This window comes from Bacteroidales bacterium (assembly GCA_021157585.1).
Taxonomy (GTDB): Bacteria; Bacteroidota; Bacteroidia; order Bacteroidales; family UBA12170; genus UBA12170.
On sequence record JAGGWH010000070.1, the window covers coordinates 11,920 to 29,986 of the forward strand.

The window sequence follows — 18,067 nt, forward strand, 5'->3', positions numbered from 1 at the left end:
AAGCATCGTAAAAAATTTCTTCATCTATTATGTTTATTTTTGTCAGCACAAAAAACTAAAAAGATATAATGACTACTACAAGTTCAAAAACAAGTCGGTCTTCTCTTATTTTACTGACGTCCCTTTTTTTTATGTGGGGATTTATTACCGTTTTAAACGATATTCTCATTCCTCATCTCAAAGCTGTTTTTGAACTAAGCTATTTGGAAGCAATGCTTATACAATTTGCATTTTTTGGCGCTTACTTTATAGGCGGTTTTGGATATTTTCTTATTTCAATGTTTTCGGGAGACCCGATTAGTAAAATAGGTTATAAAAACGGGATTATCATTGGGTTATTGATGTCAGCTTTAGGAACAATATTATTTTATCCGGCAGCACATTTTCAGATATATGGCTTTTTCTTAACGGCTCTATTTATTTTGGGACTTGGTTTTGCCATGTTACAAATTGCAGCGAACCCCTATGTAGCCATATTAGGTCCGCAGGAGAGTGCATCTTCTCGTTTAAATTTATCACAAGGTTTCAATTCTTTCGGAACAACTATTGGTCCTATTTTAGGTGGTTATTTTATATTCGAATATTTTAAGAATGTGGAAAACGGAGCCGATTCAGTTGTAATTCCTTATTTGGTATTAACTGCTATGCTTTTGCTTTTGGCTATAATGATAAAAGGAGCTAAACTTCCTCGATTTGTAAATACAACAGCTGTGACCAAAGGCGCAGGGGCTCTGAAATTTAGACAGTTGAGGTTTGGCGCTCTCGCAATTTTTCTTTACGTAGGTGCAGAAGTTGCTATCGGAAGTTTTTTAATTAGTTTTTTGGGATTAGAAAAAATTGCGGGATTAAGTACAGCACAAGCCAGTCCCTTTGTAGCATTTTATTGGGGCGGAGCAATGATAGGTCGTTTTTTGGGGGCTATTTCTCTTAGTCAGATGAATAAAAAGAATAAGTTAGTCTCTATGCTGATAGTGTCATTTTTAGCATTTAGCATTGTTTATCTGGCTGTTTACCTTAAAACGAACATTAATTTCGAACAAATAATACCGTATTTTATATTCTTATTTCTTAATTATTTGGCTTTTATTATTGGTCGTTCATTAGCCGGAAGAACTTTAGCAATTTTTGCTATGATTCCAATTGCACTTCTTCTTATAGGTATTTTCGGAAGTAGCGTATGGGCAATGTGGGCCATTCTTGGAATAGGAATTTTTAATTCAATAATGTGGTCGAATATTTTCACATTGGCAATTAAAGGACTTGGCGATTATACCAGTCAGGGTTCTTCTATTTTAGTTATGTTTATTGTTGGTGGTGCTATTATTCCACCTATTCAAGGAGCTGCTGCTGATGTTGTTGGCGTACAATTGTCATTTTTTGTTCCTATGCTTAGCTATGTTTATTTAGCATATTACGGATGGAAAGGACATTTGGCTAATCAATAAAGTTAGAATTGTTCAATTTACAGACTGTTGCGAATTAGATTATTTTATTGTTATTTCATCGGCAAAAATCCAACTTTTATTTCCTGCTCCTACATGCCAGTCCGGACAGTTTCCTCTATTCTTAGCTAAGACTCTTATAAAACGTACTTTTTGATATGGAACTATATTTATTTTGAATTTTTTTATAATACCGCCGTATTGCTTTTCGTCAACATCATTAGGAATTATACCGGCAAGTTTCCAATCAATACCATTTAAGGATGTGTAAAAACGTACTTCTTGTGGCATAAAAATCCAAGAATAAGCATCTTGAATACAGCCCAATTCAAGCTGTTTAACGATTTGGATTTCCCCCAAATCAAGAACAGCATCTAAATCAACACCATAAAATCCTTGCCAGACACCTGTCTTAAAATTAGTATTTCCTCTAATATGATCGATAAGTGCAAAGTCTCCTCCGGCAGCATATAATTTACTGTATTTATTTACCAATGAGATAGTTGCATTCCCTTCTACTTTGTAAAAATCGGCATCAATAATTTTACTAAACCCAAAATTAGGATGAAAAGCAACAATTTTAAAATGGCTTGATTTATTAATTTTAAATGGGCCTGAATATTTAATAGACTCTCTTGTTGGTGTTGATCCATCGAGCGAATAATATATTTCTGCCTTTGGATATAAATTCCCCATTTCAATAGTCATACTTTTTCTAAAAGTCGATGATGCTGCCAAAATATATGGAGCTGGACAAATATTATTTTTCTTAATTTCTTGAAACGGTCTGTTTTCTAAAACCCTTCCCCATTCCAAATTGAGATTATTGCTTATCGAAAAATCTAATTCGCCACCTTGCATTATATCGCTATGCGAGATATAAGATTTTGGATAATTTACTCCATTGAGTTGAGCCTTTTGAATAAAGAAACTCGTCTTGGAAGCTCCTTTAGCAGAAATAATAAATTCTTTTCCATTCTCTAAATTGAGTGTAGCTTTTTCGAAAGTTGGAGTTCCAACAACATAGGTGTTAGATGCCGGAGTGACGGGATAAAAGCCCAACGCACTCATCACATACCAAGCCGACATCTGACCACAATCTTCGTTTCCACTTAATCCATTGGGTTTATTGGAATATAACTCTGTTTTAATTTGATGAATGAGCTTTTGTGTTTTACCGGGTTTTCCAATGAAATTATATAAATAAGCCATATGATGACTAGGTTCATTGCCATGTGCATATTGTCCTATTAATCCTGTAATATCAGATTGATGTCGGCCTGATAATTCTTCGTTGGTAGTAAATAATTCATCTAGTTTTTTATCAAAGGCATTATCACCACCTAACAAATCTATTAAACGATTTATATCTTGAGGAACAAACAAACTGTATTGCCAAGAATTAGCTTCTGTAAAATGAAAGTTAACTTCAGTAGGAGAAAATGGTTGTTGCCAACCACCATTAATACGAGCACGCATAAAACCTATTGAAGGATCGAATACATTTTGATAGTTTTGAGCTCTTTCTCTAAAATAATTCTCATTGAGGCTATCATTCAAATATTTGGCAATTTGTGAAATACACCAATCATCATATGCATATTCTAATGTTTTAGAAACGCTTTCGCTTTCTTCATCGGCTTTAACATATCCTAGCTCCATATAATTTTTCAGTCCGAATAAATCCATTTTTGCACTCTTTAGCATTGCTTCAAAAGCCAACTCTTTATCAAAATCACCAATATTCTTTAGAATGGCATCTGCAATCACGGGAACAGCATGATAGCCAATCATACAATTAGTTTCATTAGCTGCCAATTCCCAAACAGGTAACAAGCCCCCTTGTTCATACATCAAAAGCATACTTTTAATCATATCGTTGGTGCGCTTTTGGTCGATAATACTTAACAGTGGATGTTCTGTTCTAAAAGTATCCCAAAGCGAAAAGACTGTATAAACATTATGATTGGCTTGATGTATTTTTTGGTCGTGGCCACGATATCTCCCATCTATATCGGAATATATATTTGGTGCTAATAAGCTGTGATATAATGCAGTGTAAAAAATATGTTTATCCGTTTTATTCTGTCCTTCAACTTTTATCTTAGCTAATTCCTGCTCCCATTTCTCAGCAGCAGCTTGCTTTATCTCTTCAAAATTCCAATGAGGAATCTCAGCTTCAAGGTTTTTCCGAGCGCCTTCAATATCGACAGCAGAAATTCCTACTTTAACAAAAATTTCTTCATTTTCTTCAGTTTTAAAATCAACCCAAGCTTTTAAATCCAATGCTTTCGCCGTTTTAAGATTAGGGATTAACTTTCCTGATTTTGTAATTCCAAAAGATTGGAAAGGTTTTGAAAATTGAGCAACAAAATAAATATATTGATTGGCAGCCCAACCTTGACTCTGCCTTTTTCCGCTAATTGTAGAGTCGTTTTCAATACTAATTTCTATATCCAAAATTTTCTCTGTTACAACAGCTTCCGTCAGGTCGATAATAATATGAGCCGAATCGCTTTTTGGAAAAATATATTTATGGAAACCTACTCTTTCAGTACAAGTTAATTCTACATCAATTTTATAATCTTCAAGATTCACTTTATAGAATCCGGGAAAAGCAATTTCAGTAGCATGAGAAAAAGCAGACCGATAACCCGGCTCTGTTCTTGAGGAATTTCCGGGATAGGTTTGTAGCTTACCAATCGTTGGCATTAGCCTAATATCGCCATAATCACCAACACCGGTGCCACTTAAATGAGTATGACTAAATCCTAAAATAGTAGAATCGGAAAAATGGTAACCAGAACAACCATCCCAGCTGTTAATGCGAGTATCCGGACTCAGCTGTACCATCCCAAAAGGTAAAGTGGCTCCAGGATAAGTGTGACCATGGCCACCGGTTCCAATAAATGGATTAACATAAGAGGTAATTTTTTTTGATTTTTCTCGTGTGCAAGAAAATATGCTTAGCGCGATAATCAATAATAAAAAAGATTGTAGCGGTTTTAACATGATAATGGTGTTTATACCAACAAAGATGGTAAAAAAAATGGAGTTTAGTTTAGGCCTTTAATCATTTCTATAGAATACAGTTATTGATAAATTTATTTAAAAGAAATTAGATATATAGCTCCACCCTACAAAATGAGCTAGCTTTCAGAATAAAGAAAGTTGCATTTTAGATAAGAGAAAATTGAAAGCCTATTTAACCTGCTTTTTTAAACCTTAACAAGCCCTATATTTTCCTGTAAATAAACTAAATAACTTTCAGGTTCAGGATAATTCATCAAGGCTAATAATTCGGCATATTCACGTATTTGCTTTTTGTGTTTTTCGCTTGCCTTTCCCGTTTTATAATCAATAACGACTGTTTTATTATTTAAGAACACTAGGCGATCAGGACGATACAACTGTCCAAAAGAATCAATAATATCGGCTTCATTAACCACTTTTAAGTTTTGCTTATAAAATTGGCCTAAAACAGGGTGACTAATAATCTGATTGATATAATCGCCAATCTTTATTTTATCCTCCGGCTTAATAAGTCCTGCATATAAAGCTCTATTTAAAGCCTTAGGCACATCGGTAATATTCTGAATATCCGCCATAACTTCGTGTACATAAACACCCCAAATCTGACTCGAATACTCTTCTTCTAAATCGGTAAATTTTGACGAATTAGATAAATTAAGGTAATTACGCCAAGACGCACCATTAAACTTCTCTAAATAATAAAAATCAGAATCTTTAATTAATTCCGATTCGGGGAAATGAAGATTTTCGCCAAAGCGATAAAATCCTTCTTCCAGCATAAATCCATCTTTATCAGACAAATATTCGTCAAACATAGCAGAAGGCTTAAAACTATTATAAATATTTTCTGCTGCTTTTTTACTTTTCACGGCTTTATGCTTATTAGCCAAAATAAATAGGCGATGCTTTGCACGAGTTAAAGCCACATATAAAAGGTTAATATTATCGAGTTTCTGATTTGTTTGCTCTTCTTCATAAGCCAACGATAGTGATGTTTCTTTTAAAGAACTCAAAGAGAAAGGAAACGATTTTAATTTATCTATTTTTTCAACTCCCGGATTTAGCCAACTTCTATCGCCACCGGCCTTTGTTCTGATACTTTTATCTGTAATAGGAAAAATTACTACCGGATATTGTAAGCCTTTAGCTTTAAAAACGGTTTGAATGGTGACGGCATCTAATCCATTTGGCAGTTCAATAAAAATATCTTTTTCATGCTCTGTCCACCACAGCATAAAATCGCTAAGTTGAACATAAGGCGAACGTTTAAAATCGTGTAGAACATCCAAAAAGAATTGCAAATAAGGATCGGGCATATTAAGCTCAAAAATGCGAATAATATACTCTGCTAACTCATAAACATCTGATCTGTTTAGTTTAGCCGTATCTATACTATAATTATTCTGATTGAGTAAGCTGTAAAAAGCTGCCGAGAAGCCTTCTTTGGCAGACATTAATTCAGAAATAAGCCGATGGAAATTATTTAAAGTATTTTCTCCTAACATTTGCTGTTGAAGCAAATAGCGTATAATTTCTATCTTATATATATTTTCTTCTTCCTGTAAAACAGATTGAAAGAAACTCAATAAAAATTTAACTTTTGCAGAAGAAGAAACTCTCAATCCAACGGAAGAGATAACCGGAATTTCATTATCTATCAACAAATCGGCATAGGCCGTTGCAATATTATTTTTACGCACTAAAATAGTAATATCGCGATAGCTATAACCCTCTTCTAATGCTTTTTCTACAGATTTAAGCAAAGTATCTTCCAATATTTCATCGTCTTTTTCATCTAACAAATGAATATCAACAATACCTGCATTTTGTTTACCTTTTGCCACCGTTTGATTTATCTCATCATAAACTTTTTTAGTATCGTCCGACAACCAATTTGAGTTACGTATAAAGTGAAATAAATCGTTATTAAAATCTACAATTTGCTCATCAGACCGATAGTTAGTTAACAAATTCCTTTCCTCGTAATTTTCCTTTAACAAACGCTCTCTTTGCAAACTAAGCTCATCCGATTTATTCAATAAGTTGGGTAGATGTACAAATTGTTTAACATCACTTCCACGCCAACGATAAATCGATTGTTTTCCATCGCCAACCAATAAATTCAGATTATTTTCTGATAGGCTGTTCTCAACAAGTGGCAATAAATTATTCCATTGTAAAGCTGAAGTATCCTGAAATTCGTCTAAGAGAAAATGTCGATACCAATTTCCGATACGCTCATAAATAAATGGAGCAGGTTCGCCCGAGATAGCTTGTGCTATTAACTTATTAAAATCAGAAATATGTAAAACATTAGATTCTGTTTTAAGCTGAAAAATCAATTTTTCTATCTCGTTTAAAACAACTAAAGGATAAATATTTTTAGATATCTGTTTGAATATCAAATAATTATTAACGTGCTCTTCTATATAATCGTTCAAGAGATGAAAATGCTCTTTTAATTCGTTTTTTATGGATTCAATCTTAGCCTTATCTGCCTCATCAGCCTTTCCTGAACACCATTTATCATCGTCTATTGAGCTCCAAACGTGTGTATTTGGCAATATGTTTTTTTCCGGAAAATTTGATTGTGCAAGATTAAAAAACCAATTACAGATATTTCCTTTTCTGTAATAAAAACTCTTACAATCTAACTCTTTACTTTTAATCAATTTCTGTGCTTTGCGGGCTTCTTTATTCACAAAACCCTCAAATATTTTCATTTCGGCAAAAACCTGATCTTTTATTTGCAACAGCTCTTCAATAGAAAGTTTTCGTAAATCGACAAGGAATTCTTCTTTGACATCATCGAGTAAATTTTTAGCCAAGGCTTTTAAATCGTCATCTACTTTTCTCGACTTATCGTTTCCAATTTTATGTAAAGAAAAATCAAGTAAAACTTCGCTCAATTTAGGGTTTTCGTCACCTATCCTACTTATCAATTCATTAACAGCCGTTTTCAAAAGATTATCGGCATCAAGCTCCACTTCAAAACTAATAGCAATGCCCAAATCGTGAGCAAACGATTTAATAACACGATGGGTAAAACTATCTATGGTACTGATAGCAAAATCGGAATAGCTATGTAAAATAAGCTTTAATAAAATGCCTGCTTGCTTTTGTATTTCTTCAATACATCTTTGTTTTCCTTCTTCTGCTTCAATTTTTTGTAATTTTTTCTGATAAGCAATAAGCGGATTAAAAATAAAATCGAGCTGATTTCCTTTTTGATATTCTATTATCTGTATTAGGTAATGTAGAATACGCTTTTTCATTTCGTTTGCAGCATCTTTGGTAAATGTGAGAGCCAAAATATGTTTAAAATTTACAGGCTTTGTCAAACTAAGCTTCAGATATTCAATGGCAAGAGTTGTTGTTTTCCCCGAGCCTGCCGAAGATTTATATACTACAAAGTTTTTCATTTTTTAATAATTATATATTTTAGTCGATAATACTAACTCTTCAAAATACAGATTTACGCATGAAGTCAGTTTCTCAAATAGCAATTCTTTACAATTTTTGAAAACGGATAAATTCAGGATTGTCTTCCACAACAGCTTCATCTTCACTATCTCGCTGACTAGAAATATCTTCTTCTGTTACCTCTTCTTCCTTTTGTTTTTTTCTTCTCAAAAACAGATCTTTGAAAAAGTTAAACTCTTTTCGGTAAAAAATACCCACCCCTTGAGTATAAGGTGCAATATTATCGTATAAATCTACAGAATTAGTACGATTAAACGCTTTTAAACGGAAACGCCCATCTTTGGTTATTTTCACCTCTACATTTATATCTCCAACAATATTACTAGCATTGGAACTGGGTATATTATTTGTGTTCTGATAACCAAAATTGCCATCTATAGTTACACGCTCATCAAATAGTTGGGTAGAAAGAGCAACCTCAACTTCCTCATTGGTGATAGCTCCTCCGGGTCGGTAATTAATACCTACATCCAAATCGTTACTGATTTGAGACAACCAACTACCAAGCTGATTAGCAACCAACTGCAAGGATGAACCTCCTACGTTAGACGCAAAATCTTCATTTCCGGTAGCAGAAGCAAAGCTAAAACTATTAAGAACTAGAAGAGATAACATTTGTTGTGCCATCTCAGCCTCATTAGTAGTATCAATCAAACTAAATACCGATTGTCTTACTTCTTCGGATGAATTTGGAAACTCAAAACCAAATTTAACATTTGGATTTAAAATTTTATCTCTCAATCCTATAACACAATCAACAGGAACTCGTGTTCTAAAATTAGTATCCTGTGTAGCACCCAATGTATTAAGCGAGGTTTTAACATGATAAATAGCTTTCATGTTTAGCTCTCCGGCATAGGGATCTCCCGTCCATGAAATTGTTCCTCCATCAACCAAATCGAAACGTTTTTTGTATACATTTTTTATAGTGAATAGGAAAGTTCCTTTATTTACTCTATAGTCTCCTGCCATTGTGAAATTACCGGCGCGATTTAAATTCATATTCAAATCTCCATATCCTTCACCCACAATATTTCCTAAATCCTCAGGCAAAATAATATCTACACGAGCATTAGGATTAAGTGCCAAATCCATATTCAAACTAAAGCTAGAAAGTTCTTTTATTTGTTTTTTCTCTTTCTTTTTAGAAAGAGTATCCTCAGAATGATTTACAAATGTAATAAACTCATTGTCAGATATATCAGCAGTTAAATTAATTGGTATTACCACTTCACTCCCTTTAGTGGCTTCCAGCTTTATATCTAATTCTACTGCGTTAAAGGGTCCCTTAATATCAACCGTACCATTAACAAAGGCTTTTCCATAATATAATGAGTTCATTCCTTCATGTGTGTTTAAACCCATAAATTCTTGAGGCCAAATAGAAATATCGGCTCCAAAATCTTTTAAATGGTTATGGAATAATCCACCATATATAGCTGCACTATTATTATTTTGATCTCTGAAATCTACGTCTCTTAAATCGATAAATGAATTATCTATTTCGGCTTTTGCCGTTAATTTATAATCTGTATTCAAGTATTTAATCCTAAACTTTACATCCTCAAGATAAAGCTCTCCTTTAACATCAGGGATTTTTAAACTTCCTCCTACAAAAACACTTCCAGAGATATTGCCATCAAAATGATCGACCCATTTATATAAGAACGGACTTAAAACCTGTACCGACAGCTTATCGAGAAACAAAGAAAAATCGAGCGAATTATCATAATTATTAGGAAAATAAAACCCTTCGAATACCAAAGGTTTCTGTATCTGATTATTTTCAAGTGTTTTTGCAATTTCCACATTTACAAAAACAGATTTATCCTGATTACGTTTTGAACTAATGCTGGCATTGCCAATAAACTCCTTATTTACATTTAGATTGTTAATTTTCAAATCTGCTAAGAAATCAATATTTTTAAAAATATTAATAAACTGTATATTACCGTCAAGCAAACCATCCAAATCAACGCCTTTATAATTAAGCAGGATATCGAAATTTGAAATATCAAAATTATTAAAACTAACTTTTAAAGCCTGTTCGTTTTGCTTATCGAGAGCTCCTGTAAATTCAACCGTTTGACTACCAGAGAAGAAACCTGCTTTTTTAAAAAGAAGTTGTTTCTCACCAATAACAAATTGATTTTCAGGATAAATAGTCCAATTAGTATCGTTGATAATTAGATCGGCTTTATTAAATTTAATATTAATATTAGGAGTTTGGCTTAAGCTCACAAAACCGTTGATATTGCCTTTATTTTTAATTGCATCAAAATCATTCTTCCAATTTATCAGAAACTGTATACTATCATCTTTTGCTAAAGAATGAAAATGTAAATTATCTATACTTAATGCCAAAGTATCATTTTCTTGTTCTTCTTTAAAAATCATTTTACTCAACGATAAATCGGCATTAAAAGTTTTAGGATTACTATTCATATTGAGTTGCAAATATTTCATCTTAACTCCCGAATACGTTGCATCTTGCAAATTTATTAATGAGTTTATTTTATTTGCTTTGGCATCAAAGCTACCCGTCCATCTACCATCTTCCGATATCTGTATTTTAGGATAGAATAAAGTTAAAACCTGAGATAAGTCTTTAAACCTAAAATCCCAGTTCATATATGTTCCCGACTTTTTCAAAGGGTTTTCTTTATCTAAAAACAGATTAGGAAGGTAATTACTCAGAAATAAATTTATTGTATTTCTTATTTCGCTAGGTTGAAATTCGCCATATACTTCGCCATCAACAAAATCTGATTGTAAATCTATTGTTCTTTTATTACCGATACCGGAAGTTGTATTGATTTTAAAAGCCTGCATTAAATATTGCTCCTTTTTGTACATAAACAAAGTGCTATCTAATTGTATTACACCTCGAATATTATCAAAAGTATTACCACTAAAATTAAGTTTAATATCTGAAGTTAAAACTGCCGAAGAATCTATTGGTAACAATCCGAGCAATGCCAGATGTGTTTCAGCAAGCTTAAGATTAAAATCGAATACAGGAACCAAAGTATCAAAATTTATATGCCCTTGGAAATCTGCTTTAATTAATTTATCATTTATAGAAATATCGCCTGTAAACTGCCTTTCCTGAAACAATCCATTAATGGCAATATCACTCAGTTTTCTTCCTTTATATTGAAATCTGCTAATTCCACCCTCAACATTAGCATTTAGCGTTTCTAAGTCCAAGCCTTCGCCTTTTACCTGAACATCAAAGTCGAGATTTCCAAAATATTCTTCTTGTTTTAAAAACCTTCCTAAATCAAATTGACGAGCTTTAAAATCGCCTCGATATTTAATAATATTACTATTAGAACTATTACTAAACTGAATATCTGTCGTCAGCTGTCCGATATTTGTACGAAAATTAGCATTAGAAACAAAGTCGTTGTAGAATCCCGTAAAATTTCCTTTAACATTAATAATTCCAAAACTTCTAACTGTTTTTGGAAGTTGTTTTACAGTACGTCCTCCTGCAAGTTTAAAATGTTGAATATCGTTTACCGAGGTAGAGAATTCGCGAACACGCAGACTGATAAATGTTTCGTAAATCTTTGGTAAACCGGTCATCTGAACATTCCCCCTAAACCTTGTTTCATTACCTGTTGTTAGTAATAAATTTCGTATCCTTAAATTTCGTACCGGTCCGCTAAAAGTTCCTTTTAACTCAAACGGGTTATCCATACCTTCCATTATAGGTGAGAAAAAAGCAATATCAGAAGTATTAACTACTCCTGAGAAAAGCTCCCCACTCATCTTGACTTTATCAATAAAATGAGTGTAAGATTCCCAATTGGGATAAGAAAAATTAAGATTGAATTCTAAATTAGAGTTAGGAGTTTCAAGCAATCCATACTTTAAATCCATTCCTCTACTGTAAATATTAATATCACCTTCAAAATGGTTGAGTTGAAATCCCGATTTTTCAAATGCGCTAAGATGTTCAATAAAGCCATTAATACTATCATTAATAATCGATACATTTTTTAAACTGATATCGATATTTTGAACATCCATATCATAATAATCAATCCCAAATTCAAGAGAGCTTACTTTATCTTCTATTTGATAAGCAAATCGGCTATTACGCAAAACAACCTGATCAATCTTAAAAGATAAATCCGACTGTACTTTAGAAATGGTGTCCAACTCCTGATTATCTATTTTTTTAAATTTATTTAATACTTCAACAATATTAAATTCATCTCTTCCTTCATATTTTCTAATAAAAATACTTGCACTATCAACCTCCACTTTATTTAAAACCAAATCCGACTTTATTGCATTGAATATATCTGCTGATAAATAAAGATTCTTAAAATAAATCAGGGGCTTATTCTGCAAATCGTTTATTTCAACATCTTCTGCATTGATAGTAAAAAAAGCCGATATACTCAACTTTTCTATTTTAACCCGAGTATCTAAATACTCTGAAAGGTGTATGGCTGTTATTCTGGCCAAATAAGTCTGAATATGAATATTACGTAACAATCCGGTAAAAATGATACCAATTGAAAGTATCACTACCACTATTATACTGATTGTTCGAAATATTTTTTTAACCACCAAAAATAGATTGTTTAAATTTGCGCAAAATTTAATTTATGAGTACGTATATAATAGGTATAGAATCTTCTTGCGACGACACCTCAGCAGCCATTTTACAAGACGATACCATCCTGGCCAATGTTATTGCTAATCAGGATGTTCACATGAAGTATGGCGGGGTTGTTCCCGAACTCGCTTCTCGATCGCATCAGCAAAATATTGTTCCCGTTATACACCGTGCTCTACAAGAAGCAAATATAAGCAAAAAACAGCTTAGCGCAATTGCTTTTACAAGAGGTCCGGGATTGATGGGTTCTCTTTTGGTTGGAACTTCTTTTGCAAAAGCTTTTGCAATGGGTTTAAATATTCCTCTTATAGAAATTGACCATTTACAAGCTCATATATTGGCACATTTTGTTCAGTCGAAAGGAAAAAGAAAAGCCGTTCCCAAATTCCCATTCTTATGCTTAACAGTCTCGGGTGGACATTCTCAGATTGTTAGAGTTGAAGATCATTTTAAGATGACCTTATTAGGCGAAACTATAGACGATGCTGCCGGAGAAGCATTTGATAAAACAGCAAAAATTATGGGCTTAGATTACCCGGGAGGTCCGATAATTGATAAGCTATCAAAAGAAGGAAACCCGAAAGCCTTTAGCTTTCCTATACCTCAAATTAAAAATTTAGATTATAGTTTTAGCGGCATAAAAACCTCATTTTTATATTTTTTACGCGATAACTTAAAAGTAAACGAAAACTTTATAGAAGAAAATAAAGCCGATTTAGCCGCTTCTATGCAATATTCTATTGTTGAAATATTAATGAAAAAATTGGTGAAAGCAGCCAAACAAGAAGGGATAAAAGAAATAGCAATAGCAGGTGGCGTTTCTGCTAATTCAGGATTACGAAATGCTATAAAAAACGGAGAACAGAAATATGGATGGAACACTTATATTCCTGATTTTCAGTTTACAACAGATAATGCAGCTATGATAGCTATTAGCGGTTTATTCAAATATCAAAAAGGCAAGTTTACAGACCAAAAAGCTACGCCATATACTCGTTCTATCTTTAAATAAATTAGTATGAAAATTTTAATGGTTTGCTTAGGAAATATTTGTCGCTCTCCAATGGCGGAAGGTGTTATGCGACAAAAAATTGAAAAATACAACTTGGATGCAGAAGTAAATAGCTGCGGAACGGCAAACTACCATATTGGAGAATCGCCCGACTACAGAGCAATACAAACCGCACTTAATTACAATATTGATATTTCGCAACATAAAGGGCAACAATTCTCAGTTTCCGATTTTAATACATACGACTTGATTTTTGCAATGGATAATAGCAATTACTCCGATATAATTGCCAAAGCAGTAAATAAAAAAGATATAGCAAAAGTTAAACTTTTGATGGACGAAGTATACCCAAAGCAACAGAAAGTAGTTCCCGATCCTTATTACGGCAATTTAGAAGACTATGAAAATGTCTATACTTTAATTGAGGTTGCTTGCGAACATTTAGCAAAACGACTTTCATAATCATATAATAAAGGTGCACTCTCGTACACCTTTACACACAAACCATTGTATTTTCTTTTTTTGAAAAAGAATAGACTCCAAATTTACTATTTCATTTAAGTGAAATCCAGTTTTAAACTAATTTATATCAATTCCATTTACATATGATGAATATATTGATAAAAAAGGAAGTATAAGGATTAAATGAATTACAAACGAACTAAAATGTAAAAGGTGTGAGTTTTAAAACTCACACCTTTATACGAACCATATTTAACCAAAAAATTTAATATGGCTCAAAAATACGAAAATTTATTTCATTTCCGCAAACGTTTCCGTAAATAATTATCAGCTCAAATATTTTGATAAATTTTGATGATTTTTCAAAGCGTAAATTCTGTATTTTTGTTAAAAAAATAAAACTATCGAAGAATCAATTTACAGACTATCCGACCTACTCGATGAACTCCAAATGGTTATCCGCTCAACTTTTGACAGAAGCTATTGGGTGATTGCCGAAATAGTTTCTATTTCGGAAGCAAAAAATGGACATCTTTATTTGGAAATTGCAGAGAAGGAAAACGATTTCTTACAAGCAAAAATTAGAGCCAACCTTTGGTCTAATGCAAAACGGCGCATACTATCGGAATTTGAACACACAACAAATCAGACTTTAAAAAAAGGAATGAAAGTCTTACTCAATGTTACTATCGACTTTCATACTGTTTTTGGGATGAGTTTAAATATTCTTGATATCGATCCTAACTTCTCACTCGGCGAAATAGAAAGACAAAAACAAGCCACCTTATTGAAATTAGAAGAAGAAGGACTTATAGATTTTAACAAACAACATGTTCTGACACAGGCAATTCAAAAAATAGCTATTATCAGCTCAAAAACCGCTGCCGGATATCAAGATTTTATTAAACAACTAAGCGAAAATACCCATAATTACACCTTTCAAACCACTCTTTTTCAGGCTACTATGCAAGGAGAAAAAGCATCGCCGTCAATTATACAAGCACTGGAGAAAGTAGAAGAAAGCTCTATTGACTTTGATATTATTATTCTTATCCGTGGTGGTGGATCGACCTTAGACTTAAGCTGTTTTGACGAATACCAATTGGTTGCCCGACTTGCTCAAAGCCTCTACCCTATTTTTACCGGTATAGGCCATGAAAGAGATATCAGCATAGCAGATAAAGTTGCACATACGTATTTAAAAACGCCTACTGCCGTTGCCGATTTTATTATTACTCATAACAGACATTTTGAAGACACACTAAATTCAATAGCGGAAATTATAAATCAATATGCATTTAATTTAGTAGATAACCATAAGGAACAGCTTAGTGACTTAAGCAAAAGCTTGAGCTATTCGGCTCAGCAAAAAATGCATGAAAGTTCTCAAGAATTGATACAAAACGGCTATAACTACCAACATGCAGCTAAAACAAGACTTACAAAAGCAAACTTCAGACTGGAGAAAATAACACTTATTCTTAAACACGACCTAAATATAAGACTTCGACAAATTGACCAAGATTTAGATCTAACATTTAAAAATATTATAAAAGAGAGTAAAGAGCTTCTGCAGCATAACAAGAATAAAACAAAACAAAACGCAAAATATTTAACACAGCACAGCCTGAACAGTTTACAAACAAACTCACTAACAGTTGAACAAATTGAACAGTTGATTAATTTAGCCAATCCTAAACAAATTCTAAAAAAAGGATTTAGTATTACAAGATTAAACGGGAAATTGCTGCGTAGCGTAAAAAATATTGATGACAAATATATTTTAAGTACCGAATTATACGATGGTATTTTAGAAAGTAAAATAATAAACACAGAAGAAAATGAGCAAGAAACTGACTTATAGCATTGCCTTAGAAGAGCTTGAAAACATTATTCAAGAAATTGAGAATGAGGAAATTAGTATAGACGACTTATCAATAAAAGTTAAACGTGCTTCCACTTTGCTAAAATTTTGCAAAGAAAAATTACGCTCTACCGAAGATGACATCAACACCATATTAGGAGAAATAGAATAAATTTATCTTACAAAAGCTATTTTTATACATTTGTAAAAAGGAAAAAAGGTGAAAAAACAAAAAAGCCCGATAATAATCCAGATAGCAAGTCTACCCATTCACTTCTATCGATATGTTATTTCGCCTATAACACCGGCTTCGTGCAGACACTACCCAACCTGCTCAGAGTACAGTTTACAAGCTTTAAAACAATTTGGACTTATTAAAGGAGGAGCATTAGCTGCCAATCGTATCAGCCGATGCCATCCTTGGGGAACAAGCGGTTACGATCCTGTTCCTAAAATAATTGTTCATGTATTCTTAAAATCAAAACTTAAAGAAAATATCAACCAATATGAATAGAAGAGACGCATTTAAAAAAATTGGTTTTGCAAGCCTGGCACTAACTACTACCGGCATTTTAATTCCATCAGTAGCAAATAGTCAAGAACAGACTACCGACAGGCTAATCATTAATAGAAAAAGGATGAGCTTTGCCAATCCTGAACATCCAACCGATTTTGAATTAAAACATACGCCGGATATTAGTTTTTTAGAAACTGATAATAAAGGTTTTACAAAAGTAAAAATCCATATTGGATCCAAAGGAATTATCCATCCAACAGAAAAAAATCATTGGATAGACTATATGAAAATATACAATAACGATAAACTTGTTGCATTTACAAAATTTGAAAATGGTTCAATTAGAGGCTATGCCGAACATTTTATTAAGTTGGTCAAAAACGACGTAATAAAAGTTGAAGTTGGCTGTAATATACACGGAATTTGGAATAATACTGCAACATATTAACGACTGCTATGCGAAATTTTGGCTCAGACAAACTATCAGCTTTGGATGCAAAATTTGAAGCACAAAAAATTTCTTTCGGACCTATTGCTTTTCAAGCCGTCAGAGTAATGCGCAATTTGGGCATTCTTAAAATGGTTGAAGAATCGAGAAAAAACGGTATTGAAGTAACAGCGATTGCCAAGAATTTAAAGCTTTCAACCTATGGCGTTCAAGTTTTACTTGATGCCGGAATTAGCATAGGTGTTGTTAAGCAACAAAACGATAAATTTTTACTAACGAAGACAGGCTATTTTATTTTAAATGATCCTCTTACAGAAGCTAATATGGATTTTGTACAGGATGTAAACTATTTGGGATTTTATCATTTAGAGGAGTCCATAAAAAGTGGTAAACCCGAAGGGCTAAAAGTGTTTGGAGAATGGAAAACAGTTTACGAAAGTTTATCGTCTTTACCGGAAAAAGTACAAGAGAGTTGGTTTAAATTCGACCATTATTATTCCGATTTAGTTTTCCCATTGGCTTTACCTATTATTTTTAAAGATAATCCCAAACACATTTTGGATGTAGGAGGAAATACAGGAAAATTCTCTATAAAATGTGCGGAGTTTAATAAAGATGTAAAAGTTACCATACTCGATTTAGCCGGTCAGTTAAATGTTGCTTATCAAAATATTGGGAAGCACGGTTTTGCCGACCGTATTGATGGCTTTGCTATTGATTTATTAGATGCAGAAAAAGCCTTCCCAAAAGGCGCAGACACCATTTGGATGAGTCAGTTTTTAGATTGTTTTTCCGAAGAAGAAATTGCACATCTGTTAAATCGTTCTTTTGAAGCATTAGATGCCGATGGAGCTTTGTATATTAATGAAACTTATTGGGATAATCAGAAATACGAAGCATCAAGCTATAGCTTAAATATGACTTCCTTATATTTTACTTGTATTGCTAACGGTAACAGCAGAATGTATCATTCGGAAGATATGATAAGATTAATAGAAGAAGCCGGATTTTATATTGACGAAACATTTAATGACCTTGGTGTTAGTCACACTATTTTAAAGTGCAAGAAAAAAGTATAATTTGAAAGTTTTTTTTCGTTTCCCGGAGCAATTCGGAGTGCGACTCTAAGTCGCACTCCGATTTTCTCGCTTGGCTTAATTATCCCGTCTG

Annotated in this window: 11 protein-coding genes; 8 read left to right on the forward strand and 3 right to left on the reverse strand. The window is 33.0% G+C overall.

Features of this window, described 5'->3' with window-relative positions; translation table 11 throughout:
• The first annotated feature begins 68 nt into the window (after positions 1–68).
• Positions 69–1,445 (forward strand): sugar MFS transporter, encoded by a 1,377-nt coding sequence (locus J7K39_04550; GenBank protein MCD6179151.1) that lies wholly within the window; start codon positions 69–71, stop codon positions 1,443–1,445.
• Between the two features lie 39 nt (positions 1,446–1,484).
• Here J7K39_04550 and J7K39_04555 read toward each other — a convergent pair whose 3' ends face one another.
• The 3 genes from J7K39_04555 to J7K39_04565 form a co-directional block, all read right to left on the reverse strand.
• Positions 1,485–4,454, reverse strand: coding sequence for a GH92 family glycosyl hydrolase (locus J7K39_04555; GenBank protein MCD6179152.1), 2,970 nt, complete (start codon positions 4,452–4,454; stop codon positions 1,485–1,487).
• Between the two features lie 206 nt (positions 4,455–4,660).
• The gene (locus tag J7K39_04560) at positions 4,661–7,897 is read right to left on the reverse strand and encodes a UvrD-helicase domain-containing protein (GenBank protein MCD6179153.1); all 3,237 of its coding nucleotides are present in this window, start codon (positions 7,895–7,897) and stop codon (positions 4,661–4,663) included.
• Between the two features lie 88 nt (positions 7,898–7,985).
• Positions 7,986–12,503 (reverse strand): translocation/assembly module TamB, encoded by a 4,518-nt coding sequence (locus J7K39_04565; GenBank protein ID MCD6179154.1) that lies wholly within the window; start codon positions 12,501–12,503, stop codon positions 7,986–7,988.
• Between the two features lie 80 nt (positions 12,504–12,583).
• Between J7K39_04565 and tsaD the strand changes: the two genes are divergently transcribed.
• The 7 genes from tsaD (at position 12,584) to J7K39_04600 (ending at position 17,976) form a co-directional block, all read left to right on the forward strand.
• A complete protein-coding gene (gene tsaD, locus J7K39_04570; protein ID MCD6179155.1) occupies positions 12,584–13,606 on the forward strand; it encodes a tRNA (adenosine(37)-N6)-threonylcarbamoyltransferase complex transferase subunit TsaD in 1,023 nt (340 codons plus the stop codon).
• A 6-nt stretch (positions 13,607–13,612) separates the two neighbouring features.
• Entirely contained in the window at positions 13,613–14,068 is a 456-nt protein-coding gene (locus J7K39_04575; protein ID MCD6179156.1) for a low molecular weight phosphotyrosine protein phosphatase, read from the forward strand.
• Between the two features lie 451 nt (positions 14,069–14,519).
• Positions 14,520–15,932: an exodeoxyribonuclease VII large subunit gene (xseA, locus tag J7K39_04580; protein MCD6179157.1), complete on the forward strand. Its 1,413-nt coding sequence runs from the start codon at positions 14,520–14,522 to the stop codon at positions 15,930–15,932.
• Entirely contained in the window at positions 15,910–16,104 is a 195-nt protein-coding gene (xseB, locus tag J7K39_04585; GenBank protein MCD6179158.1) for an exodeoxyribonuclease VII small subunit, read from the forward strand. Before xseA ends, xseB begins: the two co-directional genes overlap by 23 nt.
• Before the next feature lie 48 nt (positions 16,105–16,152).
• Positions 16,153–16,446: a membrane protein insertion efficiency factor YidD gene (gene yidD, locus J7K39_04590; protein MCD6179159.1), complete on the forward strand. Its 294-nt coding sequence runs from the start codon at positions 16,153–16,155 to the stop codon at positions 16,444–16,446.
• Positions 16,439–16,897 carry a hypothetical protein gene (locus J7K39_04595; protein ID MCD6179160.1) on the forward strand — a complete coding sequence of 153 codons (459 nt, stop codon included), beginning with the start codon at positions 16,439–16,441 and terminating at the stop codon, positions 16,895–16,897. Before yidD ends, J7K39_04595 begins: the two co-directional genes overlap by 8 nt.
• Positions 16,898–16,905: 8 nt before the next feature.
• Positions 16,906–17,976 carry an SAM-dependent methyltransferase gene (locus J7K39_04600; GenBank protein ID MCD6179161.1) on the forward strand — a complete coding sequence of 357 codons (1,071 nt, stop codon included), beginning with the start codon at positions 16,906–16,908 and terminating at the stop codon, positions 17,974–17,976.
• Positions 17,977–18,067: the final 91 nt, after the last annotated feature.

Coding starts and splice junctions, on each gene's coding strand:
- J7K39_04550 (MCD6179151.1), top strand. CDS start 69: ATGACTACTACAAGTTCAAAAACAAGTCGGTCTTCTCTTATTTTACTG.
- J7K39_04555 (MCD6179152.1), bottom strand. CDS start 4,454: ATGTTAAAACCGCTACAATCTTTTTTATTATTGATTATCGCGCTAAGC.
- J7K39_04560 (MCD6179153.1), bottom strand. CDS start 7,897: ATGAAAAACTTTGTAGTATATAAATCTTCGGCAGGCTCGGGGAAAACA.
- tsaD (MCD6179155.1), top strand. CDS start 12,584: ATGAGTACGTATATAATAGGTATAGAATCTTCTTGCGACGACACCTCA.
- J7K39_04575 (MCD6179156.1), top strand. CDS start 13,613: ATGAAAATTTTAATGGTTTGCTTAGGAAATATTTGTCGCTCTCCAATG.
- xseA (MCD6179157.1), top strand. CDS start 14,520: ATGGTTATCCGCTCAACTTTTGACAGAAGCTATTGGGTGATTGCCGAA.
- xseB (MCD6179158.1), top strand. CDS start 15,910: ATGAGCAAGAAACTGACTTATAGCATTGCCTTAGAAGAGCTTGAAAAC.
- J7K39_04595 (MCD6179160.1), top strand. CDS start 16,439: ATGAATAGAAGAGACGCATTTAAAAAAATTGGTTTTGCAAGCCTGGCA.
- J7K39_04600 (MCD6179161.1), top strand. CDS start 16,906: ATGCGAAATTTTGGCTCAGACAAACTATCAGCTTTGGATGCAAAATTT.